Source organism: Streptomyces sp. NPDC000229 (assembly GCF_040300825.1).
Classification (GTDB): domain Bacteria; phylum Actinomycetota; class Actinomycetes; order Streptomycetales; family Streptomycetaceae; genus Streptomyces.
Genome location: NZ_JBEPEL010000005.1, coordinates 26110 through 50835 on the forward strand (window position 1 = coordinate 26110; position 24726 = coordinate 50835).

Sequence of the window (24726 nt, forward strand, 5' to 3'; positions counted from 1 at the left end):
CGCGGCCATGCATGCGATCACAATTCCTGAACCCGGTGGTCCCGAGGCGCTCGTCTGGGCCGAGGTCCCCGATCCCGTCCCCGGCGAGGGAGAAGTCCTCGTCGAGGTGGTGGCGAGCGCCGTCAACCGTGCCGATCTCCTGCAACGGCAGGGTTTCTACAATGCTCCGCCCGGTGCGTCCCCGTACCCGGGCCTCGAATGCTCCGGCCGTATCGCGGCCCTCGGACCGGGGGCGGCCGGATGGGCCGTCGGCGACGAGGTGTGCGCGCTGCTGGCGGGGGGTGGCTACGCCGAGAAGGTCACCGTGCCGGTGGGGCAGTTGCTGCCCGTGCCGGAAGGCGTGGACCTGGTGACGGCGGCGGCGCTGCCGGAGGTGACCGCCACGGTCTGGTCGAACGTTTTCATGGTGGCGCACCTGCGGCCGGGTGAGACGCTCCTGGTGCACGGCGGTGCCAGCGGCATCGGCACGATGGCGATCCAGCTCGCCAAAGCGGTGGGCGCGCGGGTCGCGGTGACGGCGGGCGGCCCGGAGAAGCTGGCGCGCTGCGCCGAGCTGGGCGCGGACATCCTGATCGACTACCGCGAGCAGGACTTCGTCGAGGAGGTGCACAAGGCGACGGACGGGGCGGGCGCGGACGTCATCCTCGACATCATGGGCGCCAAGTACCTGGAGCGGAACATCGAGGCGCTCGCCGTGAACGGCCGGCTCGCGGTGATCGGCCTCCAGGGCGGCCGGAAGGCCGAGCTCGACCTGAGCGCCCTGTTGAGCAAGCGCGCGGCGGTCACGGCGACGTCGCTGCGCAAGCGGCCGCTGGAGGAGAAGACCGCGATCATCGCCGCCGTACGGGAGCACGTCTGGCCGCTGATCGGCGCGGGTGCCGTCCGCCCGGTCGTGGACCGCACGTACCCCATGCCGGAGGCACCGGAGGCCCACCGGACGCTGCAGGACAGCTCCCACGTCGGCAAGGTCCTGCTGGTCACACCGACCGCCGCCTGAGCCCCACGCCGGACTCCGCCGGCCCGGCCCGGGCCCACGGCCCGGGCCCTGGTCGCAAGGGCCACTCGTCTCGCGGCCACGGCCGCCCACCCTGGGCCCTTCACCCGGCCCATCCGCCCCCTGGCCCTTCACCCGGCCCATCCGCCCACCCTGTAGCGGGCCGCGGATCAACCGGGTCCCGGATCAACCGGGTCCCGGGTCAACCGGCCGCCGGCAGGGACCGGGCCCGGCGCACAGGGTGGGCCGGGCCTCGGGCGGGCCCCCGGATCGACCGGGCCCCGGAGCAGCCGGGCCCCGGGTGGGGCTAGAGGTACGGGCCCGAGCGGATGGCGCCGTGGCCGCGGTCGTCGTCGTCATCGGTCGGCGCGCCCGGCGGCAGCGCCCGGCGCATCTGTTCCAGCTGGGCGCGGGCCGCCATCTGCTGGGCGAACAGCGCCGTCTGGATACCGTGGAAAAGGCCCTCCAGCCAGCCCACCAACTGAGCCTGCGCGATGCGCAGTTCTGCCTCGGAGGGGATCGCCTCGTCCGTGAACGGCAGGGAGAGACGCTCGAGTTCCTCCACCAGTTCCGGCGCCAGGCCGTCCTCCAGCTCCTTCACCGAGCTGGCGTGGATCTCCTTCAGGCGCACCCGGCTGGCCTCGTCGAGAGGTGCCGCGCGGACTTCTTCCAGAAGCTGCTTGATCATGCTGCCGATGCGCATGACCTTCGCGGGCTGTTCGACCATCTCCGTCACCGGGACCTCGCGCGACTCGTCGTCACCGTCACCGCCGCCGAGCGCCATGCCGTCCTGGCCTACGACCAGGATCTGGGGGTTCTCATGCGACCGTTCATTCCTCGGCATCTCCATGCCAGCCATTCTCTCGCACAGGTGCGTCACCACACGGTCTGCCCCCGTACGAGGGTGATCCACCCTCGTACGGGGGCACAAGCGCAACGTTCCTGCCCGTTACGTCGCCGCGCGCCGGGCCAGCGCCCCGCGCGAGCGGGTCACCAGCGCGGCGAGGACCGCGGCGCCCAGCGGGACGACGACGAGCAGGGCGGCCAGCGTCTCCCACGGGACGATGATCGGCACATGCGGCATGTCCATCAGACCACCCTGGTCCAGTGCCGCCTCGTACCAGTTCATCTGCTGGCGCCGCTCGGTCAGCCGCAGCCCGATCGCCGGCAGGACGCCTGCCGCCGAACCGAGCAGCACGCCCATCACGGCGACCACCCCGCACTGGAAGCCACTCAGCGTCCGCCGTACCCGCGGCGGCGCACCGACGGCGGCCAGCGTTTTCAGGTCGGCCTCGGCGTCCGCCTGGGCGAGACCGGTGGCGATACCGGCCGCACCGATCGTGATCAGCCCGGCGAAGACGGTCAGCGCCAGCAGCACGATGCTGTTCTCGCTGACGAAGCCCTCCTCCACATGGAGCTCGGCGCCGGCACCTGTCGTGGCGAGGTCTTCGTCGAGCTTCTGGCGCTGCTCCGTGGTCGGCATCCGGTCGGTCGAGAAGTACGCGCCGAACGGCACCGTCGTGATGCCCGCCGCCTTGGCCGCGGCAGGCGGCAGGATGCCGGCCAGACCGTAGGACTCGGTGCCCCGGGCGACCTGGTACGCGTCGAACGACTTGATCTCGCCCGGCGGCTCCTTGCCCTGCGCCATGGCTTCCTCGGCCTTGTCGGAGTCGGCGATCAGCTTGATGCGCAGCTTGCACTTGGCGTCGACCATCGTGCGGGAGAACGACACGACCTTTCCTTCGGCCAGTGCCTTCTCGGCCGCCGGGTCCTGGATCTCCAGCACCTTCAGCAGCTTGGCATCGGCGACGACCAGGCCGGTCTCGGTGTACGCCATGCTCGGCGTCTCCTTGCAGCGCCAGTCCTGGGCGAGCTTGCGGCGCTCGGCCTTGGTGTACTTGTCGGACGCGTCCGAGCCGTCGGGCGAATACACCCACAGCGGGCACTCGTTGGCCTTGGGGGTGACGACCTCGTGACGGCCGCAGCCCTTGGCGTCCCCGTACATCTCGCAGGTGGCCTTGCCCACGACGATCCGGTCCACATCGGCCCGCACGTCGACGGGCAGGTTCTTCTGCACCGCGTCGCTCACCGTGGGGACGTCCCGTCCGCCGCCCTCCTGCACGACGACGGAGACCGCACCGTGCGGCAACCGGGCCTCGTACGCCGCCCGCTGCTGGGCGTCGTCGCTCGCCTGGTACGTGGCCACGGCGACCGTGCCCGCGACCGCGGCCAGCACCGCGGCGACGGCGGGGGCCGTACGCCCCCGGTTGCGCACCGCGTCCCGCAGCGCCAGGCGCGGCGAGAGCGGCAGCCAGCGGCCGGTGCGCCCGAACAGGCCCACCAGGGCGGGGGTCATCGCGACGACACCCAGCTCGGCGAGGGCGCTGCCACCCGCGACGAGGATGAACTCGTCCGAGAAGACCGACCCGTACAGCGCGATCGCGGCGCCGAGCAGGGCGGCGATCAGGCCCACGACGGGCAGTACCCGGCTGCTGCGGCGCACGCCCCTGCGGCCGGTGAGCGAGGCGAGCACGGTCTGACGGGACGCGGTGACGGCCGGAACGACCGCGGCCAGCAGGCCCGTCAGCACGGCGAGCAGTCCGATGCCGAGCAATTCCAGCGGCCGGATGTCGAAGGCACCGAAGCGCTGGCCCATGTAGTCCTCCAGCACGGGCTGGAGCGCGAAGGTCAGGATCACGCCGAGCACCGTGCCGACGACAGCGGCGGCGAAGCCGATCACCAGCCCGCCGGCCAGGACGATCGCCCTGATGTGGCGGCGGTCACCACCATTGGCACCGACCAGCCCGAGCTGGCGCCGCGAGCGCCGGGCGCCGACGGCGAAGGCGGGACCGGCCAGGAGACAGATCTCCAGCATCGCGAGGCCCACGATGGTTCCGGCTGCGGCGAGCGCGGCGGCCTGGGCGGCGGCGCTGTCGCCGTAGTCGCCCCAGCCGTCCTGCTGGAACAGCGGGACGTCGGAGTCGGCCGGCGGGGCGAGGGCGACCGCACGCGACATCACCATGACGCCCTTGGCGTTGGCCTCCTTGACCATGTTCCACGTGAAACCGTCGCTGCCCGCCGAACGGGGCAGGGCCAGCAGGTGCGTGGTGCTCTTGCCCGTTCCGGCCAGCCCGGCCGCGTCCACCGCCTTGCCCAGCGGGTCCAGGAAGGCCCCGGGCAGTGCGTTCAGCTGATCGGCCTTGAGGTCGTCGGGCAGCTCGTAGGCGCCGACGATCCGGTACTCGCGGTCGAGGCCCCGTGCGGCCACCGTCGAACCGATGCCGAGCCCGCTGGACTCCAGGAAGTGGGTCGTCGCGGCGACCTCGTCGGGCTTCTCGGGGAACCGGCCGTCCTGGAGGGACAGGATGCCCCTGGCCATCGGGTCGGCCGCCTTGAGCTCCCGGATCTCGGTCTGGAGGAGGCCGTGGGCGGTGCGGATCTTGCCGCCGCCCACGGAGTCGGTCAGGACCGTGGAGTTCGCGGGGAAGGCCTTGGTGACGTCCGTCGTGCCCTCGGGCCACGGCTTGTTCTCGAAGTCGCCCACCGGCATGGAGTTCTCCTCCAGCGGGTGCTGGAGGATCGGCACCCCGCCGTAGCCGGGGTCGACGATCCGGGCGTCGGCGGCACCGACCGTGCGGGCCAGCTTCTCCTCGGTGGACAACTCCGAGGTGCGCAGGGTCAGATCGGCGGCGCTGACACCGAGGATCGGCAGGGCGATCATCGCCAGGACCAGGAAACTGCGGCCCTTGAATCGCCAGGCGTCACGGCGGGCGATGCGCACCGCGGCACGCCATGAGTGGAACCAGTTGTTCACCGCTCGGCCGCCTGGCCCGTGAGCAGGGAGTCGGCGTCGCTGCGGACCGTCTGGTCGACGACCGCGCCGTCCCGCAGGAACACCACCCGGTCGGCCCAGGCGGCGAACCGGGGCTCGTGGGTGACCAGGACGCCCGCGGCGCCCGCGTCGCACCGGGCGCGCAGCAGCGCGAGCACGGACTCACCGGTCTCGGAGTCCAGGGCGCCGGTCGGTTCGTCGGCGAGGACGAGCCGCCGGTCGCCGACCAGCGCCCGGGCTATCGCCACGCGCTGCTGCTGGCCGCCGGACATCTCGTCGGGGAACCGGTCGGCGAGGTGCCCGAGGTCCATCTCCTCCAGCGCGGCGATCGCCTCGCGCCGCGCCTTGCGGGCGGAGATGCCGTCGAGTTCGCGCGGCAGGGCGACGTTCTCGGCGGCGGTGAGCGCGGGGATGAGGTTGTAGTCCTGGAAGACGTACCCGATGCTCCGGCGGCGGAGGGCGGCGAGTGTCCTGCGGTCGGCGGCGGTGATGTCGGTGCCCTCCACGATCACCCGGCCGGAGCTGGGGGTGTCGAGGCCGCCCGCGATGGTGAGGAGCGTGGACTTGCCGGAGCCCGACGGGCCCATCACGGCGACGAGTTCACCGGGGAAGACGTCGAGGTCGATGCCGCGCAGGGCGTGTACCTCGGTGGCCCCCGACCCGTGGACCCGGGTCAGGTTCTGGAGTTGCAGCACGGGCTGCGGAGGCTGCTGGGACGAGCGTGCGGGCGATGACGCTGGCGATGACATGGAGAGGGGTCCCCCCTTGGACGTACGCGTGCGGCGCAGGCGTACGGAGCGGATGTGTACGGGATGGTCGGTGCGGCGAAGAACGGGGCCGGTCAGGTCCCCGGCCGGGAGGCCGCCCGGCTCGGCTCGGGCGCGTGCGGGGGTACGGCCCGGGCGGTGTCACGAGGGCCGGCCGGGTCACGGGGGCCGGCGTCCCCAAGAGGCCCGGCGGCGGCCGAGAGCCGGATCAGGCGGGCCTCGCAGTGGTCGAGCCACCGCGCCTCGGCCTCCGTCTGGAAGATGAGCTGTTCAAGGACGAGCAGCCACGCCACATCGTCCCGTTCCCGCGCCGCCCCGCTCTCCAGGGCGGTGATGGCCTGTGCCTTGAGCCGGGTGTAGTCCTGCATCGCCTTGACGGTGTGGCGGCGCTGCGACTGGATCACGTTCCGGATGTCCACCCCCGGTGCGCCGACCGCCATGGCGAGCTTGATGGCGAGCTCGTCACGGGCGGGGCTGGTGCGGTCGACCGGCTTCTCGAACCAGACCTTGAGTTCCTCCCGGCCGGCGCCGGTGATCGCGTAGAGCGCGTGCCCGGCCTCGTCCTCACCGCCCTGCTCGACCAGGCCGTCGCGTTCCAGACGGCTGAGCGTCGTGTAGACCTGGCCGACGTTCAGCAGCCAGGTCGAGCCGGTGCGCGACTCGAACTCCGTACGGAGCTGCGAGCCGTAGCGCGGGCCGCGTTCGAGAAGGGCGAGGAGCCCGTGACGGATGGACATACTCAGTATGTATACCGAGTATGTCCATGCCGACAAGCGTCCTCAGACGGACCTCGAGGGTCCGTCTCAAGGAGGACGGCGAGTGGTCAGCGGCGCCTTATGCGCAGCCCGAGGAAGCCGAGCCCGAGGCCCATCATGGCCAGGCCCACGCCCAGGGTGAGCACGGGAATCTGCCGGTCAGCGAAGGTGTCGGCGGCTTGCGCGGCGGGTTCGTACGCCGCGGCGGGCGGCGAGTGCGGCGTGTCGGCGGCCGCCGGGGACTCCGTCTCCGGTACCGCTTCCGCCTCCGGCTCCTCGCCCCACGGCAGGCCCGGCGCTGTTGCCGTTTCGGTACGTGACGGGTCGGCCGGGCCGGACGGCTCGCCCGGCGACACACTCCCGGGCGCGCTCACGGACGGCGACACCGGCCGCCCGGGCCGCTGCCGTCCCTCCCCGGCCGGCCGCCCGGCGAGGGATGGCGAGGCGGCGGCGTTCCGCGTCGGCCCGAGGACGGAACCGGGCACGGCGCCGGGCCCGGAGCCCGAACCGGAGGCAGAGGGCGAGGGCGACGCGGAAGGAGAAGCGGCGGCGGACGCACCGGAGGCGTTGTCACTGGGCCGGACGAGACCTACGTCCGGCTCCGCGGCGGGTTCGGACTCCTCCGCGTACGCGGCCGGGACGCCCCACATCGAGGACGCGGCCAGCAGCAGGACAGCGACCGCCGTCGCGCACCGTGCGTCGAACCTTGGAGCCACCGGGTGACCCCCTCCCGTGCCGAGCCGCCAGGAGCCGTCACGACCGGCTCCACAACGCACTCAGGGTCACACGCGGGTGGCGCTCCGGCATCCCGGGCGGCCCCAAGGCCACCCACAGGGGTTACTCGCCCGGGTCACCCGTCGCGACGGTCAGCTCGAACGTCTGGTTACCGGGCACCACGGCCGTCCCCTCGGTCGGGAACTGGGAGATCACCTGGTCCTCGGCGAACTGCGGGTTGTCCTCTTCCCTGATGTTGAACTTCCAGCCCGCCGCCTGGAGACAGCTCTTCACCGAGATCACGTCGTGGTACGTGAAGCTGGGCGCGCGCACCTTCGCCGGGTCGTCACTGTCCTCGGAGGCGTCCGTGCACTCGGTGGTCTCGATCGTCCGGTGGCGCTCCGGCGGCTTGTGGCCCGCCTCGGCCGACTGGCTGGCGTCGCCCCCGCCGGCGCGCGTGCCCGGGTCCTCGTCGTTGTCGCTCAGGGCGATGGCCGTGACGAGACCGCCGATCGCCAGCAGGGCGACCGCGATCGCACCGATGATCAGCGGCATGTTGCTCTTGCCGCCGCTTCCGCTCGAAGGCGCCGGGGCGGAGGTCTGCGGGGAGATCGTGTACGGCGGCGGGGTGGGCGTCGGGTACGCGGGAGCCTGCGCCTGCTGCGGGTACCCGTAGGAGGGCGTGGGCGCCGGGGTGCCGTAGGGCTGGTACGGCGTCTGGACGCTGTGCGGGCCGGGCGCCGGGGTGGTGTGGTCGACCGGCGGGAACACCGCGGAGCCGACCCCCGCGCCGCTGCTCGCGTGCGGCGCACCCTGCACGATCACCGGCGCGCTCGTCTGGCCCTGGCTCGCCGACAGCAGCCGCAGGCACTCGTCCCGCATGGCCGCCGCGCTCGGGAAGCGCTCGTTCGGGTTCTTCTTCAGCGCCCGTGCCACCAGCGCGTCCATCCCCGGCGTGATGGACCGGTTGATGGAGGACGGCGCGACCGGCTCCTCCTGTACATGGGCGTACGCGATGGCCAGCGGCGAGTCCGCGTCGAACGGGATCCGTCCCGTCAGCAGCTGGAACAGCATGATGCCGACCGAGTACAGGTCGGAGCGCGCGTCCACGCCCCGCCCCAGGGCCTGCTCCGGCGACAGGTACTGCGGGGTGCCGACGACCATGCCGGTCTGTGTCATCGAGGTGACGCCCGACTGCATGGCGCGCGCGATGCCGAAGTCCATGACCTTGACGATGCCGCGCTTGGTCATCATCACGTTGCCCGGCTTGATGTCCCGGTGGACCAGGCCCATCTCGTGGCTGGTCTCCAGGGCGGCGAGCACGTCCGCCGTCACCTTGAGCGCCTTGTCGGCGGGCATCGCGCCGTGCTGCTGGATGTCCGCCTGGAGCACCGACCCGAGGGGCTGGCCCTCCACGTACTCCATGACGATGTACGGCATCAGCGAGCCGCCGAGGTCGTCCTCGCCGGTGTCGAACACCGACACGATGTTGGTGTGCTGGAGCTTGGCGACGGCCTGGGCCTCGCGGCGGAACCGCTCGCGGAACGACTGCTCGCGCCCGAGCTCGGTGTGCAGCGTCTTGATGGCGACCTGCCGGTCCAGCGCACTGTCGTACGCCAGATACACGGACGCCATGCCGCCTTCGCCGAGCAGGTCGCGAAGCTGGTACCGGCCGCCCGCCACCGAGCCGCCCGCATAGCGGCCCTGTGCGCCGTCCTGGCTCATGTCTTGCTCCCCCGTGCGCGCGCGTCCGTGAAGTGGCCGCGGTGAATCGCGGTGATCCGGTTTTACGGCCCAAGTCTGCCCGAGGTCAGAGACACGTCAAGCCGGGTGCCCGTTCCGTGACCGTACGCACAAGAAGCGTCTCGGAAGTGTTACCGGACTCGTACCGGACCGCCATGGAACCAGCCGCGAATTTGCACAGGTGTACGTGGAGCGGGTTGGATGGCCGGTCAATCTCGAACCGGCACGGCGCGCGAAGGCTGTAGCGTGACGTGACGTAGTACCCCTTAAGACACGGCGGCACACCGCACGCGCAGAGCAAGCGGACAGAAACGACGGCGAGGACTGATGGCATCCGAATCCGAGGCAGGCGGCGGCGGAGCGCCGGAGTCCGCCGATTGGGGCGTCGGCGGACTCGTCGGAGACGGCCGCTACCGGCTGACCCATCGTCTCGGTCGCGGCGGCATGGCGGAGGTGTTCGCGGCCGAGGACGTACGGCTGGGGCGCACCGTGGCCGTGAAGCTGCTGCGCGCGGACCTCGCCGAGGACCCGGTCTCCAAGGCCCGCTTCACCCGCGAGGCCCAGTCGGTCGCCGGGCTGAACCACCATGCCATCGTCGCCGTGTACGACTCCGGCGAGGACGTCGTGAACGGCCAGTCCGTGCCGTACATCGTGATGGAGCTGGTCGAGGGCCGCACCATCCGTGACCTGCTGATCAACGCGGAGGCGCCGCCGCCCGAGCAGGCGCTGATCATCGTCTCCGGTGTGCTGGAGGCCCTCGCCTACTCGCACCAGCACGGCATCGTGCACCGTGACATCAAGCCGGCGAACGTGATCATCACGCACAGCGGCGCCGTCAAGGTGATGGACTTCGGCATCGCGCGGGCCCTGCACGGCGCCCAGTCGACGATGACCCAGACCGGCATGGTCATGGGCACCCCGCAGTACCTCTCGCCCGAGCAGGCGCTCGGCAAGGCCGTCGACCACCGCTCGGACCTGTACGCCACGGGCTGTCTGCTGTACGAGCTGCTGGCGCTGCGCCCGCCCTTCACCGGCGAGACACCGTTGTCCGTGGTCTACCAGCACGTCCAGGACATCCCGGTCCCGCCGTCCGAGGTCTCCGACGTCGCCCCGCCGGAGCTGGACGGGCTGGCCATGCGCGCCCTCGCGAAGGACCCGGACGACCGGTTCCAGAGCGCCGAGGAGATGCGCGGGCTGGTCCAGTACGGGCTCCAGATGATCCAGCAGCAGGGCAGCCACACCGGCACCTGGAACACCGGCCCGGTCGAGATGCACGAGGGCGGCCGCCCCGCGGCCGTCGGAATCGCGGCGACCACCGCGATGGGCCACCCCACGCACGGGGACACCTCGCAAGGCCCGCTCCTGCCGCCGCCGAACCCGGACGACGGCGCGTACGCGTACGACGGCGGGCAGGGCCGCAAAAGCGGCCGCGGCAAGATGTGGCTGTTCGCGGCGCTCGCGCTGATCGCGATCGTGGCGGGTGTGGCGTACGCGCTCGACCAGACCAGGAAGCCGGTGGACGACAAGAACAAGAAGCCCCCGGCCACCACGGCGCCGTCGAAGCCCGGTGACACCACCAGCCCCTCGCCGTCCGACGAGAAGACCGACGAGCAGACGCAGGACCCGGGCGGCTCGACGGGCGGCGGCGGTGGCAACAACGGTGGCAACTGGGGCAACCAGGACCCCGAGGTCCCCTCGCAGCCCCACACCAACAACCCGCCCCCGCCGACCGGCGGCGTCCCCTCGACGCCCGGCACCACCGAGGGCACGGACCAGGGTGGGACCACGGACGGCGGCACGGACCAGGGCGGGACGACGGACGGCGGCACGGACCAGGGCGGGACGACGGACGGCGGCACGGACCAGGGCGGGACGACCGACGGCGGCACCGACCAGGGCGGGACCACCACCGGCGGCACCGACCAGGGCGGGACCACCACCGGCGGCACCGACCAGGGCGGCGCCACCACCGGCAACACCGACCAGGGCGCCACGACCACCGGCGTCGGCGGAGCCTGAGCCCCCGGGCGGCCGCCCGCGCCCCGCTTCACCCGGCGAAGGCGTCGCACACCGCCTCGTACTCCCGCGTCCACCACACCGCCAGGGCCGACGCCGCAGGAAACTGCGGGTCGGCCCTGCCGTCGTGCAGCTGGTAGCGCCAGCGGAGTATCCAGAAGTCGTTCAGCCGCTCCCACCACACGCGGTGCACCGCCGCCGCCAGCTCCGCCGAGTCCGCCCCGGCCGCCCGCCGGTAGGCGCGCGCGTAGGCGCGTACCTTCCCCAGCTCCAGGCCACCGGCCGGCTGTACGAAGAAGATCGCGGCGGCCCGGACCGCCTCCTCCGCCCGGGGCTGCACGCCCAGCCGGTCCCAGTCGATGATCGCGGCGGGCTCCGCGCCCCGGTAGAGCAGGTTCAGCGGGTGGAAGTCCCCGTGCACCCAGCCGCCCGCCGACGCCGGCGGCGGGCGGCGGTGCGCATGGTCGGCCAGCAGCCGCCGCCGCTCCAGCAGCCGGTGCTCGGCGAGCTCGTCGAAGGCGTCCCGGGGGCGCCGGGCCCGCGCCAGGGCCAGCAGCCGGTCGATGACCCGGAACGTCTCCTCCGGGTCGGCGCTGCGGTACTGATGGCCGCTGTGGGACTCCATGACCTGCTCCAGGCAGGTGTGCACGAGCCCGAGCAGCGCGCCGAGGCGGCGGGAGCCGGCCGCCGTGAGCTGGGCGCCGGCCCGGTGGCGACCCTCGATCCACGGGTGCAGGGCGTAGCAGCGGCCGTCGATCTCCGCGACGGTGTCGCCCTCCGCGTCGGGCAGCGGCGGGGCCACGGGGACACCGAGGGCGTGCAGGCGCTGGGTGGCGCGGTGCTGGCGGACGATGGTGTCGCGGTCGGCGGTGGGGGCGTCCAGGTGCTGCTTGAGGAAGTAGGCGCCGTGGGTGGTGGCGAGCCGGTAGCCGCGGTTCAGGAGGCCCTGGGTGACGGGTACGCACGAGAGGGGCTCGCCCGGGTTGTCGTAACGGCGCAGGAGCGCACTCACGGGTGGGGCGGCGGTTGCAGATGAGCGCGGCACTCACCAAATGTTAGATCACGGAGCGTGTCGAGAATGTCGCTCGGCGGAACGCTCCACGGAACAGTCCAGGGAGTGGACGGTGGCGAACCGGGGTTCGATCCGCAGGTACGCCGGTTCGAACGGCTCGCCGTCCATCCGGCGCGGCACCGGCCCGAACAGCGCCAGCTCGTCCTCGCTCGGCCGGCCGACGACGTGTGCGGTCCCGGTGAGCTGGACGGACCACAGCAGGTCCGCGCCGGAGCCGAAGTTGTCCGCCCCGTACGTCACGACGCCGCCGTCGCAGGTCCGGTGACAGCCCAGGCCGCGGTGCAGCAGCAGGACGACCCCGCCGTCGGCCAGGATGTGCCGGGCGGGCGCCATGAACGGCATCGCCCGCCTGCTCGTCGCGACCCGGCCGTAGCGGACCCGGCCGAGAAGCTCGATCGCGTCGGTGGAGGGCATGCCTCCACTCTCGGCGACGCCCCTCCGCCCGGAAAGAGGCCTCCCGGCCCCCCGCGCCGGGACCTAAGTCCCGTGTACGCGTACGTCGGCCGTCCCATGTACGCGTACGTCGGCGGTCTCCTGTACGCGTACGTACGTCAGCGCTGCCGCTCGGCCTGCATCCGGGCCACGTACGCCGCCGCCTGCGAGCGCCGCTCCATGCCCAGTTTCGACAGCAGGCTCGACACATAGTTCTTGATCGTCTTCTCGGCCAGGTGCAGCCGCTCGCCGATCGCGCGGTTCGTCAGCCCCTCGCCGATCAGGTCGAGGATCCTGCGCTCCTGCTCGGTCAGGGCCGCCAGCCGGTCGTCCCCCTTCGGGGTGTTGCCGTCCCGCAGCCGCTCCAGTACGCGGGCGGTGGCCACCGGGTCCAGCAGGGACTTGCCGGCCGCCACGTCCCGTACCGCCGTCAGCAGCTCGGTGCCGCGGATCGCCTTGAGGACGTACCCGGAGGCGCCGGCCATGATCGCGTCGAAGAGGGCCTCGTCGTCCGCGAAGGAGGTGAGCATCAGACATTTGATGGATTCATCCAGGGCCCGCACCTCGCGGCACACCTCGACACCGCTGCCGTCGGGGAGACGTACGTCGAGAATCGCGACATCCGGACGGGTCGCCGGAATCCTGACCAGGGCATCTGCCGCCGTGCCGGCCTCTCCGACGACCTCGATGTCGTCCTCGACGGAGAGCATTTCGTGGACGCCGCGCCGGACGACTTCATGGTCGTCCAACAGAAATACGGTGATTTTTCCTTCTTCGCGCACGGCCTCAGTCTCACATACTGACTCTTCCCGTGCCCGGGGTGCGCGGGATAACGTGCCCCCTGTTCCGGCGGCTCACAAGGCTGTGACCAGTCATTTGTCCACCCCTTTGCGATTTACTTGGAAATCCAAGCAAAAACGCAGGTCAAAGGGGGTTTCGCAGTAATGCGGTGCACTGGGTAACGTGCCTATGACAGGGGGCTCGCCGGGGCACCTGTCACGCCTGTTCCCGGCCGAGGGCACCCACCCCGTGCACACGTACGGAGACAGGCGAGCCGCTCCCCCTGGCTCTGAAGGAGCAGGGGGGATCCCAGCCATCCCGGCGGACCCCGGGGGCCGGACAGACGGAGGAGCACGCACGTGACCGTGGAAGGCACTGCCGCGCGCAAGCCGCGACGCAGCAGTAAGCGCACCAGCGCGAGCGGAACCAAGGCATCCGGCGCCCAGAGCGCCGAGCCCCAGCTCGTACAGCTGCTGACGCCCGAGGGTGAGCGCGTCCAGCACCCGGAGTACGACATCGACATCAGCCCCGAAGAGCTGCGCGGCCTGTACCGCGACATGGTGCTGACCCGCCGGTTCGATGCCGAGGCCACCTCCCTCCAGCGCCAGGGCGAGCTGGGTCTGTGGGCCTCGCTGCTCGGCCAGGAGGCCGCCCAGATCGGCTCCGGCCGGGCTCTCAGGGACGACGACTACGTCTTCCCGACCTACCGCGAGCACGGTGTGGCCTGGTGCCGCGGGGTCGATCCGACGAACCTGCTGGGAATGTTCCGTGGCGTCAACCACGGCGGCTGGGACCCCACCAGCAACAATTTCCACCTGTACACGATCGTCATCGGCTCGCAGACCCTGCACGCCACCGGCTACGCCATGGGCGTCGCCAAGGACGGGTCCGACAGCGCGGTCATCGCGTACTTCGGAGACGGCGCCTCCAGCCAGGGCGACGTCGCCGAATCGTTCACCTTCTCCGCGGTCTACAACGCCCCGGTCGTGTTCTTCTGCCAGAACAACCAGTGGGCCATCAGCGAGCCGACCGAGAAGCAGACCCGCGTCCCGCTCTACCAGCGCGCGCAGGGCTTCGGCTTCCCGGGCGTCCGCGTCGACGGCAACGACGTCCTCGCCTGCCTGGCCGTGACCCGGTCCGCGCTGGAGCGCGCCCGCCGCGGCGAGGGCCCCACGCTCGTCGAGGCGTTCACCTACCGCATGGGTGCCCACACCACCTCCGACGACCCGACCCGCTACCGCCTCGACGACGAGCGGGCCGCGTGGGAGGCCAAGGACCCGATCCTGCGGCTGCGCACGTACCTGGAGAAGCAGGGACTGGCGGACGCCGCGTTCTTCGAGGAACTGGAGACGGAGTCGGAGTCGCTCGGCAAGCGCGTCCGCGAGGCCGTTCGAGCCATGCCCGACCCCGATCACATGGCGATGTTCGACCATGTGTACGCCGACGGGCACGCGCTCGTCGACGAGGAGCGCGCGCAGTTCGCCGCCTACCAGGCGTCCTTCGCGGACGGGGAGGTCAAGTAACCATGGCTGTACAGAAGCTCCCCCTCGCCAAGGCGCTCAACGAGTCGCTGCGCAAGGCCCTGGAGACCGACCCCAAGGTCCTCGTCATGGGCGAGGACGTCGGAAAGCTCGGCGGCGTGTTCCGGGTGACCGACGGGCTCCAGAAGGACTTCGGCGAGGAGCGGGTCATCGACACCCCGCTCGCCGAGTCGGGCATCGTCGGCACGGCGATCGGGCTCGCGCTGCGCGGCTACCGCCCGGTCGTGGAGATCCAGTTCGACGGCTTCGTCTTCCCCGCGTACGACCAGATCGTCACGCAGCTCGCCAAGATGCACGCCCGTGCCCTCGGCAAGATCAAGCTGCCGGTCGTCGTCCGCATCCCGTACGGCGGCGGCATCGGGGCGGTGGAGCACCACAGCGAGTCGCCCGAGGCGCTGTTCGCGCACGTCGCGGGCCTCAAGGTGGTCTCGCCGTCGAACTCGTCGGACGCGTACTGGATGCTCCAGCAGGCCATCCAGAGCGACGACCCGGTGATCTTCTTCGAGCCGAAGCGGCGCTACTGGGACAAGGGCGAGGTCGACACCGAGGCCATCCCGGGCGAGCTGCACAAGGCCCGCACGGTGCGCGAGGGCACCGACCTGACCCTCGTGGCGTACGGCCCGATGGTGAAGCTCTGCCTGGAGGCCGCCGCGGTCGCCGCCGAGGAGGGCCGGTCCGTGGAGGTCATCGACCTCCGGTCGATGTCCCCGATCGACTTCGACGCCGTCCAGGCGTCGGTCGAGAAGACCCGCCGGCTGGTCGTCGTGCACGAGGCCCCGGTGTTCTACGGCTCCGGCGCCGAGATCGCCGCCCGCATCACGGAGCGGTGCTTCTACCACCTGGAGGCACCGGTCCTCCGCGTGGGCGGCTACCACGCGCCGTATCCGCCGGCACGGCTGGAAGAGGAATACCTGCCGGGCCTGGACCGGGTGCTCGACGCCGTCGACCGCTCGCTCGCGTACTAGGGAGACCCGCTGTGATCCGCGATTTCAAGATGCCGGACGTCGGCGAGGGGCTCACCGAGGCCGAGATCCTCAAGTGGTACGTCCAGCCCGGTGACACCGTCACGGACGGCCAGGTCGTCTGCGAGGTGGAGACGGCGAAGGCGGCCGTGGAACTGCCGATCCCGTACGACGGGGTCGTCCACGAGCTGCGCTTCCCCGAGGGCACGACGGTCGACGTCGGCGAGGTGATCATCTCGGTGAACGTGGCCCCCGGCGCCGCCGCCGAGCAGCCGCAGACCGCCCAGCCCGCCGCCGAGGAGCCTGCCGCCAAGGACGCCGCCGGCACCGGTGAGCCCGCCCAGCCGACGGGCCGGCAGCCCGTGCTGGTCGGCTACGGCGTCGCCGAGACGTCCACCAAGCGCCGCCCGCGCAAGGGCGCCACGGCCCCGGCGGAGCAGGTCGCCGCGGGCGCCGCCGCCCAGGCCGCCGTCCAGGGCGAGCTGAACGGCCACACGCCTGCGGCCCCGGTGGCCCCCGCCCCCGCCGCCCCCGCCTCCCGGCCCCTCGCCAAGCCGCCCGTGCGGAAGCTGGCCAAGGACCTGGGCGTCGACCTGGCGACGGTGACCCCGACCGGCCCGGACGGGATCATCACCCGCGAGGACGTGCACGCCGCGGTGTCCCTGGCCGCCGCCTCGGTCGCCGCGCCCGCCGCCGTACCCGTACCGCAGCCGGCCCCGCGGCCGGAGCCGCAGCCCGAGGCCGCCGTGGCGGGCGGGACGCGCGAGACGCGGATCCCCATCAAGGGCGTCCGCAAGGCCACCGCCCAGGCGATGATCGGTTCCGCCTTCACCGCGCCGCACGTCACCGAGTTCATCACGGTCGACGTCACCCGCACGATGAAGCTCGTCGAGGAGCTCAAGTCCGACAAGGACATGGCAGGGCTGCGGGTCAACCCGCTGCTGCTCGTCGCCAAGGCCCTGCTCGTCGCGATCAAGCGCAACCCGGAGATCAACGCCTCCTGGGACGAGGCCGCCCAGGAGATCGTGCTCAAGCACTACGTCAACCTGGGCATCGCGGCCGCCACGCCGCGCGGCCTGATCGTGCCGAACATCAAGGACGCGCACGACAAGACGCTGCCCGAACTGGCCGCCTCTCTCGGTGAACTGGTGTCCACGGCCCGCGAGGGGAAGACGACCCCGGCGGCCATGCAGGGCGGCACGGTGACCATCACCAACGTCGGCGTCTTCGGCGTCGACACCGGTACGCCGATCCTCAACCCGGGCGAGTCGGCGATCCTCGCGGTCGGGGCGATCAAGCTCCAGCCGTGGGTCCACAAGGGCAAGGTGAAGCCCCGTCAGGTCACCACGCTGGCCCTCTCGTTCGACCACCGGCTGGTCGACGGGGAGCTGGGCTCCAAGGTGCTCGCGGACATCGCCGCGATCCTGGAGCAGCCCAAGCGGCTGATCACCTGGGCCTGAGCCCGGTACGCGGAAGGGCCCGGACGCGTAGTCGCGTCCGGGCCCTTCACCGTGTGCGTGCCGGTCAGTCGCGCTGGGCGCCCGACGGGAGGGAGCGCAGCTCCATGGTGCTGGCGGTCGTGGAGCCGAAGCCGAAGTCCAGCAGCTTGGCCGCGTCGTTGAAGCGGTCGGGGGCGTTCAGGACGACGCCCACGTAGGTCTTGGTGCCGCGGGTGGCCGCGAAGACCAGGCACGGGCCGGCCGCCGTACCGGTGCCGGTCTTGATGCCGACGGCGCCGCTGTAGGAGCCGAGCAACTTGTTGGTGTTGTACCAGGTGTACGTGCGCGTGGCGCCGGTGCTGGTGGTCGCCGTGGTCTTGTACGACGTCGCCTTGACGATGTCGCGGAAGACGGCGCTGCTGAAGGCGTGGCGGGCCATCTTCGCCAGCTCGGGCGGGGTCGTGTAGTTGTACCCGGCCGCCGAGATGCCGTCGAAGGAGTCGTACATCGTGTTCGTCAGGCCGAGCTGCTTCGCCTTGGCGTTCATCTTGCTGATGAACGACTTGGTCCGGGCGGCGGTGGTCGTGCCGGTGCCGAAGGTGTCGGCGAGGGCGTACGCGGCGTCGCTGCCGGACGGCAGCATCATCGCGGACAGCAGCTGGCGGACGGTCAGCTTGTCGCCGGTACGCAGGTCGGCGGTGCTCGCGCCGTTGCGGACCACGTAGTCGCGGTACTCCTGCTTGATGGTCACCTTGCGGTTGAGGTCCACGCCCGGTGTGGTGAGGACCACGATCGCGGTCGTGACCTTCGTCGTGCTGGCCATCTGACGGCGGGTGGTGTTGGCCTTGCCGTAGATGGCCTTGCCGTCCGCCTGGTCCACCATGAAGGCGCCCTTGGCGCTGATGGACGGGATCGGCGTGGCCGCCGCGGCCGGGGCCGCGAGCGGGGAGGCGGTCAGCAGCAGACCGCCCGAGAGGACAACCGTGGCGGTGCGGCGCACGGCCGTGTTCATCGATATCAAAAGAAAACGCTCCGAGTTCGAGTCTCGAGGACGTCGAAAACGCCTCAACCTGGCGGGCCGGAAAACCGGTGCCCATGAGGAGACCTCCGAACCCGCCCAAGGGATGTACGGGAGTTCGGGATTCCTGAGGATGAGCGGTAAGTGTGATGCAGGCCACGTGATACAGGCCACGTGATACAGGTCACGTGGTGTGGGGCACAGGATGCCCCTGGGGTCTGTGAGTTCCGTCCTACCTCCCCGCAGGCTCCCCCTGATGCACCCCTCTTGTATCTATGCTGTGTGCATGCCTTCCGCCCCTCCCGCAGCCGACCGCGTCTACACCCATGTCAAGCAAGCCGTCCTCGACCGCCGTTACCAGGGCGGGACGCTCCTCACCGAAGGGGAGCTCGCCGAGGCCGTCGGGGTGTCCCGTACGCCCGTACGCGAAGCGCTGCTCAAGCTGGAGATGGAAGGGCTGCTGAAGCTCTACCCCAAGAAGGGCGCCCTGGTCCTCGCCGTCTCCGCACAGGAGATCGCCGACGTCGTCGAAACCCGGCTCCTCGTCGAGGAGTTCGCCGTCCGCAAGGCGGTCCCCGCCCCGGTCTCGCTCCTGGAGCGGCTGGAGGACCTGCTGGAGGAACAGCGGCTGCGCGCCGACGAGGGCGACCTCGCCGCCGTCGCCGTCACCGACCGCTGCTTCCACGCCGAGATCGTCCGTCACGCGGGCAACGAGATCCTCTCCCGCCTCTACGACCAGCTGCGCGACCGGCAACTGCGCATGGGCGTCGCCGTGATGGAGGCCCACCCCGACCGCGTCGCCAAGAACATCGCCGAGCACGCCGAGATCCTCGACGCCCTCCGCGCCGGCGACACGGAGGAGGCCGCCCGGTGCGTGCACCGCCATGTCAGCCGCGTCAAGGTCCTGGTCAGGGGTGAGGGCCGGTGAGCAGCTCCACCGCCGTGTCCCTGCCCTCCGACCCGCCCGGCGGCCGCCGCGCCGCCCTCGTCTGGGGCGTCGGCGTCTGCGTCTACCTCGTCGCCGTCATCTTCCGTACGTCCCTGGGCGTCGCCGGCCTGGACGCCGCCGACCGCTTCGGCGTCAACGCCTCCGCCCTGTCCACCTTCTCCATCCTCCAGCTGCTGGTCTACGCAGGCATGCAGATACCCGTCGGCCTGATGGTCGACCGGCTCGGCACCAAGAAGGTCCTCACCCTGGGTGTGGTGCTGTTCACCCTCGGCCAGCTGGGCTTCGCGCTCTCGCCCTCGTACGGCATGGCGCTGGCCTCCCGCGCGCTGCTCGGCTGCGGCGACGCGATGACCTTCATCTCCGTGCTGCGGCTGGGGTCGCGCTGGTTCCCGGCCCGGCGAGGCCCGCTGATCGCGCAGGTCGCGGGGCTCTTCGGGGTCGTCGGGAACCTCGTCTCGACGATCGTGATCGCGCGGACCCTGGACGGGCTGGGCTGGACGGCGACGTTCGCCGGCAGCTCGCTGGCCGGGGTGGTCGTCCTCGTGCTGCTCCTGGTGTTCCTGAAGGACCACCCCGAGGGGTACGAGCCGGAGCCCGCGCACCACGCGGGCGTGGCGTACGTCCGCCGGCAGATCGTCCAGTCATGGCGCGAGCCCGGCACCCGGCTCGGCATGTGGGTGCACTTCACCACCCAGTTCCCGGCCATGGTGTTCCTGCTGCTGTGGGGGCTGCCCTTCCTCGTCGAGGGGCAGGGCCTGTCCCGCGGAGCGGCCGGCGACATGCTGACGCTGACCGTGCTCTCCAACATGGTCTTCGGCATGACCTACGGCCAGATCATCGCCCGCCACCACGGAGCCCGCGTGCCGCTCGCGCTCGGCACCGTCGCGGCCACCGCCGCCGTCTGGGCGGCCACCCTCGCGTACCCGGGCGCCCACGCCCCGATGTGGCTGCTGGCCGCCCTGTGCGTCGTCCTCGGCGCCTGCGGGCCCGCGTCGATGATCGGCTTCGACTTCGCCCGGCCGGCGAACCCGCCGGAGCGGCAGGGCACGGCGTCCGGCATCGTCAACATGGGCGGCTTCACCGCGTCCATCACCACCCTGTTCGCCGTCGGCGTCCTGCTGGACGCCACCGGCGGTGACTACCGGATCGCCTTCAGTGCCGTCTTCGTGCTCCAGGCCCTGGGCGTCGCGCAGATCATGCGGCTACGGGCCCGCACGGCCCGGCGGGAACGGGACCGGCTGGTGGCGAGCCGGGTGGAGACCGTCCACGTCCCCGTGTGAGGGACCTTACGGGGTGATCGCGAAGCTGCGGAGGATCGCGTCCGCCAGCTCCGTGTCGCCCTCCACCTTGACCCGGTCCGCGACGGCGGCCGGCCGCACCCGCCCGCAGGCGAGGCGTACGTACGTCTCCCAGTCCGTGGCGATCGTCACGGCCGGGCCCAGCGAGGGCGCGCCGTCCACGGAGCCACGGCCGTCGGCGTCGACCCGTACCGTACGGAGGAACTCCACCGGGCCGTGCACGTCGAAGACGACCGCCGTGTTCGGCGGCGCGCCCGCGTCCTTGGCGACCACCTTCGGCAGGACGGTCAGGAAGTTGTCGCGCGCCACGTACGCGCCGGGGGAGTCGAGGTTGCCCGGCTTGACGAGCGCGGTGCGCAGGTCCTGCTCGTGGCACCAGACGTCGAACGCCCGCATCCGGTAGGCCAGTTCCAGGGACTGCTCGGCGCCGAGCGGGGCGCGGATCAGGGTCTCGGGGGAGCGGTTCTCGTTGCGCAGCTGGCGGGCGCGGCGGATGAGCGTGTACTCCAGCTCGGCGGTCATCTCCGGCCCGGTGTGGTGCCGGCGCACATCGACCTGCATCTCCATGTAGCGCGCGAAGTCACTGCGTACGTGGAAGAGATCGCGCGGCAGCGAGTGGATCGGGCGCGGGTCCCCCAGCATCTCGCACTCCATGCCGATGATGTGCGACACGATGTCGCGCACCGACCAGCCGGGGCAGGGCGTGGCTCGATTCCACTCCCCCTCGACGAGCGGCTGCACCAGCTCGGATATCGCTTCGATGGAGTGGGTCCAGGCGTCGGCGTAGGGCTGGAGGCTGGGATGGACGGTCACGGGACCCCTCGGGCGGTTCGTACGCGGGCTGGGTGCTGCGGCAGCTACCGGGGGTCCGGGGGTGGCCCCCGGAAAGAAACAGTACGCTGCGGGCAGGCACCCCGGCAGTGCTTTCGTGTGACGATCGTAGGCCCGTGTTGACGACTCGAATGCCAGGACGGTGGTAGTGTGCGCGCCTCGTTGCTCCAGATCGCAGTAGATCCGGATGAATCGCCCAAGTCCCGCAGAGCCCGCGTCACTTCCCTGGTGGCCGAACAGCGGGGGGTCGCCGACCTGGTGGTCCTGCCGGAACTGTGGCCGGTGGGAGCTTTCGCGTACGAGTCGTTCGAGGCCGAGGCCGAGCCGCTGACCGGCCCGACGCACGAGGCCATGGCGAAGGCGGCCGCGGACGCCTCCGTCTGGCTGCACGCGGGCTCCATCGTGGAACGCGCCCCCGACGGCGCCCTCTACAACACCGCCCTCGTCTTCTCCCCGTCCGGCGACCTCGTCGCCTCGTACCGCAAGATCCACCGCTTCGGCTTCGACAAGGGCGAGGCCGTGATGATGGCGGCGGGCGACGAACTCGTCACCGTCCCCGTGCCCGGCCTGCCGCTGGGCGTCGCCACCTGCTACGACCTCCGCTTCCCGGAACTCTTCCGTGGCCTGGTCGACGCCGGGGCCCTCGCCTTCGCCGTCCCGGCCGGCTGGCCCGCGCGCCGCCGCGAGCACTGGACCCTGCTGGCCCGCGCCCGCGCGGTCGAGAACCAGGCGTACGTCCTCGCCTGCTGCACCGCCGGCACCCACGCGGGCGTCCCCCAGGCGGGCCACAGCCTCGTCGTCGACCCCTGGGGCGAGGTCCTCGCGGAGGCGGGCGAGGCGGAGGAGGTCCTCACGGTGGACCTCGACCCGGCCCTCGTGGCCACCACCCGCGACCAGTTCCCCGCCCTCAAGGACCGCCGCCTGGGCGTGCCCTCACCGCGCGCCTGACGCTCACGCCCGCCGGGTGCCCGCCCGCCGGGGCAGGTGCCTGCCCGTCGGGGCAGGTGCCTGCCCGTCGGGGCACGTGTCCGCCCGCCCGGGCACGTGCCCGCCGGGGCTCCGGCACGCCCGCGGGGGCACCCGCCCGTCCCGGCGCGCGGCCGGTTCAGTCCTTCTCCGCCATCCGGACCACGCACACCGCCACCGCGATCAGCAGCGCCGCGTCGGCGTCGTCCCGTACGACGTCGACGGTGTACGTGTCGCGCACCCGCAGCCACTTGCGGGAGATGTGCGCCACCAGCTCGCCGTCCCGGGCGACGGTGAACTCCCGGTCCAGGATCCGCCCGCTGACGTCCAGCTCCGCCCCTCCCTCCAGGGCCACCCGGTAGTGGTTGCGCAGCAGCGACAGCCGCTTGCGGCGGACGGTCGCGAGGACCTGCCCGTCCCGCTCCACGGTCATCGCACCGCGCACGCTGAGCATCTTCGCCCGCAGGGTGACCAGCACCCGCCCCGCCGGGTCCTTCAGTTCCAGGGTGTCGCGCATCCGGAGCGCCTTGCCGTCGACGAGAAAGGCGTGGGCGCCGTTCTCGTCCTCGATCCAGTAGTCGTCGCCGATGGCGAAGATCTTGTCGCGTACGAGGTATCTCATGAGGGATGCGTACCCGGCCGGGCCGCCGTCGCCCGGCCGACCGGGAAGGACGCCCCCAACGGCGGGTGACGGGGCATGCCAACGGCCCTGTGGCTGCACCCCGCGTCGTACGGACGTGACCGGACGGTCACGGCCGGATGGCAAGCTTGAACCATGAACGATGCCGCCCCGGCGCCCGCCCCCGCGCCCCGCAGTGCCCGTGTCCGTGCCCCCGAGCTGATCGGCAAGGGCGGCTGGCTCAATACGGGTGGTGACCAGCTCACCCTCGCCGACCTGCGAGGACGCATCGTCATCCTCGACTTCTGGACGTTCTGCTGCATCAACTGCCTCCACGTCCTGGACGAGCTGCGCGAGCTGGAGGAGAAGCACCGGGACACCGTCGTGATCATCGGCGTGCACTCGCCGAAGTTCGTCCACGAGGCCGAGCACCAGGCCGTCGTCGACGCCGTCGAGCGGTACGAGGTCCACCACCCCGTCCTCGACGACCCCGAGCTCGCCACCTGGAAGCAGTACGCCGTACGGGCCTGGCCGACGCTCGTCGTCATCGACCCCGAGGGGTACGTCGTCGCCCAGCACGCCGGTGAGGGTCACGCCAAGGCGATCGAGACGCTCGTCGAGGAACTGGAGGCCGAGCACGAGGCCAAGGGCACCCTGCGGCGCGGGGACGGGCCCTACGTACCGCCGGAGCCCGTCGCCACGCACCTCCGGTTCCCCGGCAAGGCGCTCGTGCTCGACAGCGGCAACCTCCTGGTGACCGACACCACCCGCCACCAGGTGGTGGAGCTGGCGGCGGACGGCGAGACCGTCGTACGCCGGTACGGCACCGGTGAGCGCGGCCTCGTCGACGGGAAGGCGGACGAGGCGCGGTTCAACGAGCCGCAGGGGCTGTGCCTGCTGCCCGACGGCAGGGTCGTGGTCGCCGACACCGTCAACCACGCCCTGCGGGTGCTGGACCCCGGCACCGGTGAGGTGTCCACCGTCGCCGGGACCGGCGCGCAGTGGTGGCAGGGGTCCCCCACCGCCGGGCCCGCCCGCGAGGTCGCCCTGTCGTCGCCGTGGGACGTCGCCTGGTGGCGGGACGAGGTGTGGATCGCCATGGCGGGCGTCCACCAGCTGTGGGCGTACGACCCGGAGCGCGGCACCGTGCGGGTGGCGGCGGGGACGACGAACGAGGGCCTCGTCGACGGGCCGGCCGCCGAGGCGTGGTTCGCCCAGCCGTCCGGGCTCGCCGCCACCGACGAGCGCCTGTGGGTCGCCGACTCCGAGACCAGCGCCCTGCGGTGGGTCGACCCCGAGGGCGCCGTCCACACCGCCGTGGGCACCGGACTGTTCGACTTCGGCCACCGCGACGGCGAGGCCGGCCAGGCGCTGCTCCAGCACCCGCTGGGCGTCACCGCCCTGCCGGACGGCTCGGTCGCCGTGTCGGACACGTACAACCACGCCCTGCGCCGCTACGACCCGGCCGCCGGTGAGGTCACCACCCTCGCCACCGACCTGCGCGAACCGAGCGATGCCGTGCTCGTCGGAGACGACATCGTGGTCGTGGAGTCGGCCCGGCACCGGCTGACCCGGCTGCGGCTCCCGGAGGAAGCCGTCCAGGTGGCCGCGGTGGCCCACCGCACGCGGCGCGAGGCGACCGAGATCGCGCCCGGCACGCTGAAGCTGGACGTCGTCTTCCGGGCGCCGACCGGCCAGAAGCTGGACGAGCGGTACGGCCCCTCCACGCGGCTCCTGGTGTCCTCCACGCCGCCGGAGCTGCTCGCCTCCGGCGAGGGCACCGGCACGGACCTGTCCCGGGAGCTGGTGCTGAACCCGGCCGTCACCGAGGGCGTGCTGCACGTGTCCGCGATGGCCGCGTCCTGCGACGACGACCCGGCGAACGAGTACCCGGCCTGCCACGTCCACCAGCAGGACTGGGGCGTCCCGGTGAAGGTCACGGAGTCGGGCGCCACCCGGCTGCCGCTGATCCTCGCGGGGATGGACACCGCGTAGGGG

At 71.9% G+C, this 24726-nt stretch carries 21 protein-coding genes; 9 read left to right on the top strand and 12 right to left on the bottom strand.

Going from position 1 to position 24726, the window contains the following annotated elements:
- Positions 1-7: 7 nt before the first annotated feature.
- Complete coding sequence (locus ABT360_RS04695; RefSeq protein WP_351810646.1) at positions 8-997, top strand: NAD(P)H-quinone oxidoreductase; 990 nt, start codon at positions 8-10, stop codon at positions 995-997.
- A gap of 304 nt (positions 998-1301) precedes the next feature.
- Here ABT360_RS04695 and ABT360_RS04700 read toward each other — a convergent pair whose 3' ends face one another.
- From ABT360_RS04700 to ABT360_RS04725, 6 genes are all read right to left on the bottom strand, one after another.
- Positions 1302-1844: a bacterial proteasome activator family protein gene (locus ABT360_RS04700; protein WP_351810649.1), complete on the bottom strand. Its 543-nt coding sequence runs from the start codon at positions 1842-1844 to the stop codon at positions 1302-1304.
- Positions 1845-1943: 99 nt separating this feature from the next.
- On the bottom strand, positions 1944-4808 hold the full coding sequence (locus tag ABT360_RS04705; RefSeq protein ID WP_351810652.1) for an ABC transporter permease: 2865 nt from the start codon (positions 4806-4808) through the stop codon (positions 1944-1946).
- Positions 4805-5575: an ABC transporter ATP-binding protein gene (locus ABT360_RS04710; protein ID WP_351810655.1), complete on the bottom strand. Its 771-nt coding sequence runs from the start codon at positions 5573-5575 to the stop codon at positions 4805-4807. The genes ABT360_RS04705 and ABT360_RS04710 overlap by 4 nt, the downstream gene beginning before the upstream one ends.
- 92 nt (positions 5576-5667) lie before the next feature.
- Complete coding sequence (locus ABT360_RS04715; protein WP_351810658.1) at positions 5668-6330, bottom strand: PadR family transcriptional regulator; 663 nt, start codon at positions 6328-6330, stop codon at positions 5668-5670.
- A gap of 86 nt (positions 6331-6416) precedes the next feature.
- Entirely contained in the window at positions 6417-7064 is a 648-nt protein-coding gene (locus ABT360_RS04720; protein ID WP_351810661.1) for a hypothetical protein, read from the bottom strand.
- Between the two features lie 121 nt (positions 7065-7185).
- On the bottom strand, positions 7186-8787 hold the full coding sequence (locus tag ABT360_RS04725) for a protein kinase domain-containing protein (RefSeq protein ID WP_351810664.1): 1602 nt from the start codon (positions 8785-8787) through the stop codon (positions 7186-7188).
- Between the two features lie 345 nt (positions 8788-9132).
- Between ABT360_RS04725 and ABT360_RS04730 the strand changes: the two genes are divergently transcribed.
- A complete protein-coding gene (locus ABT360_RS04730) occupies positions 9133-10824 on the top strand; it encodes a protein kinase domain-containing protein (RefSeq protein ID WP_351810666.1) in 1692 nt (563 codons plus the stop codon).
- 28 nt (positions 10825-10852) lie between these two features.
- On the opposite strand, the gene ABT360_RS04735 is transcribed toward ABT360_RS04730, so the two are convergent.
- The 3 genes from ABT360_RS04735 to ABT360_RS04745 all read right to left on the bottom strand — a co-directional run bounded on the left by ABT360_RS04735 (position 10853) and on the right by ABT360_RS04745 (position 13107).
- Positions 10853-11866: a phosphotransferase gene (locus ABT360_RS04735; protein ID WP_351810669.1), complete on the bottom strand. Its 1014-nt coding sequence runs from the start codon at positions 11864-11866 to the stop codon at positions 10853-10855.
- Positions 11867-11881: 15 nt separating this feature from the next.
- The gene (locus ABT360_RS04740; protein ID WP_351810672.1) at positions 11882-12307 is read right to left on the bottom strand and encodes a pyridoxamine 5'-phosphate oxidase family protein; all 426 of its coding nucleotides are present in this window, start codon (positions 12305-12307) and stop codon (positions 11882-11884) included.
- 137 nt (positions 12308-12444) lie between these two features.
- The gene (locus tag ABT360_RS04745; RefSeq protein WP_351810675.1) at positions 12445-13107 is read right to left on the bottom strand and encodes a response regulator transcription factor; all 663 of its coding nucleotides are present in this window, start codon (positions 13105-13107) and stop codon (positions 12445-12447) included.
- A gap of 357 nt (positions 13108-13464) precedes the next feature.
- Here ABT360_RS04745 and pdhA point away from each other — a divergent pair, with 357 nt between their 5' ends.
- Genes pdhA through ABT360_RS04760 form a run of 3 tightly spaced genes read left to right on the top strand, consistent with a single transcriptional unit; the run spans position 13465 to position 17068 of the window.
- Positions 13465-14628 carry a pyruvate dehydrogenase (acetyl-transferring) E1 component subunit alpha gene (gene pdhA, locus ABT360_RS04750; RefSeq protein WP_351810678.1) on the top strand — a complete coding sequence of 388 codons (1164 nt, stop codon included), beginning with the start codon at positions 13465-13467 and terminating at the stop codon, positions 14626-14628.
- Between the two features lie 2 nt (positions 14629-14630).
- Positions 14631-15611, top strand: a complete 981-nt coding sequence (locus ABT360_RS04755) for an alpha-ketoacid dehydrogenase subunit beta (protein ID WP_351810681.1) — start codon at positions 14631-14633, stop codon at positions 15609-15611.
- 29 nt (positions 15612-15640) lie between these two features.
- Positions 15641-17068 carry a dihydrolipoamide acetyltransferase family protein gene (locus ABT360_RS04760; RefSeq protein ID WP_351811027.1) on the top strand — a complete coding sequence of 476 codons (1428 nt, stop codon included), beginning with the start codon at positions 15641-15643 and terminating at the stop codon, positions 17066-17068.
- Between the two features lie 64 nt (positions 17069-17132).
- Here the strand turns inward: ABT360_RS04760 and ABT360_RS04765 are convergent, their stop codons facing one another.
- Complete coding sequence (locus ABT360_RS04765) at positions 17133-18059, bottom strand: D-alanyl-D-alanine carboxypeptidase family protein (RefSeq protein ID WP_351810684.1); 927 nt, start codon at positions 18057-18059, stop codon at positions 17133-17135.
- Between the two features lie 292 nt (positions 18060-18351).
- On the opposite strand from ABT360_RS04765, the gene ABT360_RS04770 reads away from it, so the two are divergent.
- Together ABT360_RS04770 and ABT360_RS04775 are read left to right on the top strand one after the other, a co-directional pair.
- Entirely contained in the window at positions 18352-18993 is a 642-nt protein-coding gene (locus ABT360_RS04770; protein WP_351810687.1) for a GntR family transcriptional regulator, read from the top strand.
- Entirely contained in the window at positions 18990-20294 is a 1305-nt protein-coding gene (locus tag ABT360_RS04775; RefSeq protein WP_351810690.1) for an MFS transporter, read from the top strand. The genes ABT360_RS04770 and ABT360_RS04775 overlap by 4 nt, the downstream gene beginning before the upstream one ends.
- Before the next feature lie 6 nt (positions 20295-20300).
- On the opposite strand, the gene ABT360_RS04780 is transcribed toward ABT360_RS04775, so the two are convergent.
- Entirely contained in the window at positions 20301-21125 is an 825-nt protein-coding gene (locus ABT360_RS04780) for a maleylpyruvate isomerase family mycothiol-dependent enzyme (protein ID WP_351810693.1), read from the bottom strand.
- A 168-nt stretch (positions 21126-21293) separates the two neighbouring features.
- Between ABT360_RS04780 and ABT360_RS04785 the strand changes: the two genes are divergently transcribed.
- Positions 21294-22091 carry a carbon-nitrogen family hydrolase gene (locus ABT360_RS04785; protein ID WP_351810694.1) on the top strand — a complete coding sequence of 266 codons (798 nt, stop codon included), beginning with the start codon at positions 21294-21296 and terminating at the stop codon, positions 22089-22091.
- A gap of 157 nt (positions 22092-22248) precedes the next feature.
- Here ABT360_RS04785 and ABT360_RS04790 read toward each other — a convergent pair whose 3' ends face one another.
- Positions 22249-22731 carry an LURP-one-related/scramblase family protein gene (locus tag ABT360_RS04790; protein WP_351810697.1) on the bottom strand — a complete coding sequence of 161 codons (483 nt, stop codon included), beginning with the start codon at positions 22729-22731 and terminating at the stop codon, positions 22249-22251.
- Between the two features lie 153 nt (positions 22732-22884).
- On the opposite strand from ABT360_RS04790, the gene ABT360_RS04795 reads away from it, so the two are divergent.
- Positions 22885-24723 carry an NHL domain-containing thioredoxin family protein gene (locus tag ABT360_RS04795; protein WP_351810700.1) on the top strand — a complete coding sequence of 613 codons (1839 nt, stop codon included), beginning with the start codon at positions 22885-22887 and terminating at the stop codon, positions 24721-24723.
- The last annotated feature ends 3 nt before the right edge of the window (positions 24724-24726 follow it).

What these genes read in the sequence shown, in the direction of transcription:
- ABT360_RS04695 (WP_351810646.1), top strand. Translation starts at nt 8, where the DNA reads ATGCATGCGATCACAATTCCTGAACCCGGTGGTCCCGAGGCGCTCGTC.
- ABT360_RS04700 (WP_351810649.1), bottom strand. Translation starts at nt 1,844, where the DNA reads ATGGAGATGCCGAGGAATGAACGGTCGCATGAGAACCCCCAGATCCTG.
- ABT360_RS04710 (WP_351810655.1), bottom strand. Translation starts at nt 5,575, where the DNA reads ATGTCATCGCCAGCGTCATCGCCCGCACGCTCGTCCCAGCAGCCTCCG.
- ABT360_RS04715 (WP_351810658.1), bottom strand. Translation starts at nt 6,330, where the DNA reads ATGTCCATCCGTCACGGGCTCCTCGCCCTTCTCGAACGCGGCCCGCGC.
- ABT360_RS04725 (WP_351810664.1), bottom strand. Translation starts at nt 8,787, where the DNA reads ATGAGCCAGGACGGCGCACAGGGCCGCTATGCGGGCGGCTCGGTGGCG.
- ABT360_RS04730 (WP_351810666.1), top strand. Translation starts at nt 9,133, where the DNA reads ATGGCATCCGAATCCGAGGCAGGCGGCGGCGGAGCGCCGGAGTCCGCC.
- ABT360_RS04740 (WP_351810672.1), bottom strand. Translation starts at nt 12,307, where the DNA reads ATGCCCTCCACCGACGCGATCGAGCTTCTCGGCCGGGTCCGCTACGGC.
- ABT360_RS04755 (WP_351810681.1), top strand. Translation starts at nt 14,631, where the DNA reads ATGGCTGTACAGAAGCTCCCCCTCGCCAAGGCGCTCAACGAGTCGCTG.
- ABT360_RS04760 (WP_351811027.1), top strand. Translation starts at nt 15,641, where the DNA reads ATGCCGGACGTCGGCGAGGGGCTCACCGAGGCCGAGATCCTCAAGTGG.
- ABT360_RS04765 (WP_351810684.1), bottom strand. Translation starts at nt 18,059, where the DNA reads ATGAACACGGCCGTGCGCCGCACCGCCACGGTTGTCCTCTCGGGCGGT.
- ABT360_RS04770 (WP_351810687.1), top strand. Translation starts at nt 18,352, where the DNA reads ATGCCTTCCGCCCCTCCCGCAGCCGACCGCGTCTACACCCATGTCAAG.
- ABT360_RS04790 (WP_351810697.1), bottom strand. Translation starts at nt 22,731, where the DNA reads ATGAGATACCTCGTACGCGACAAGATCTTCGCCATCGGCGACGACTAC.
- ABT360_RS04795 (WP_351810700.1), top strand. Translation starts at nt 22,885, where the DNA reads ATGAACGATGCCGCCCCGGCGCCCGCCCCCGCGCCCCGCAGTGCCCGT.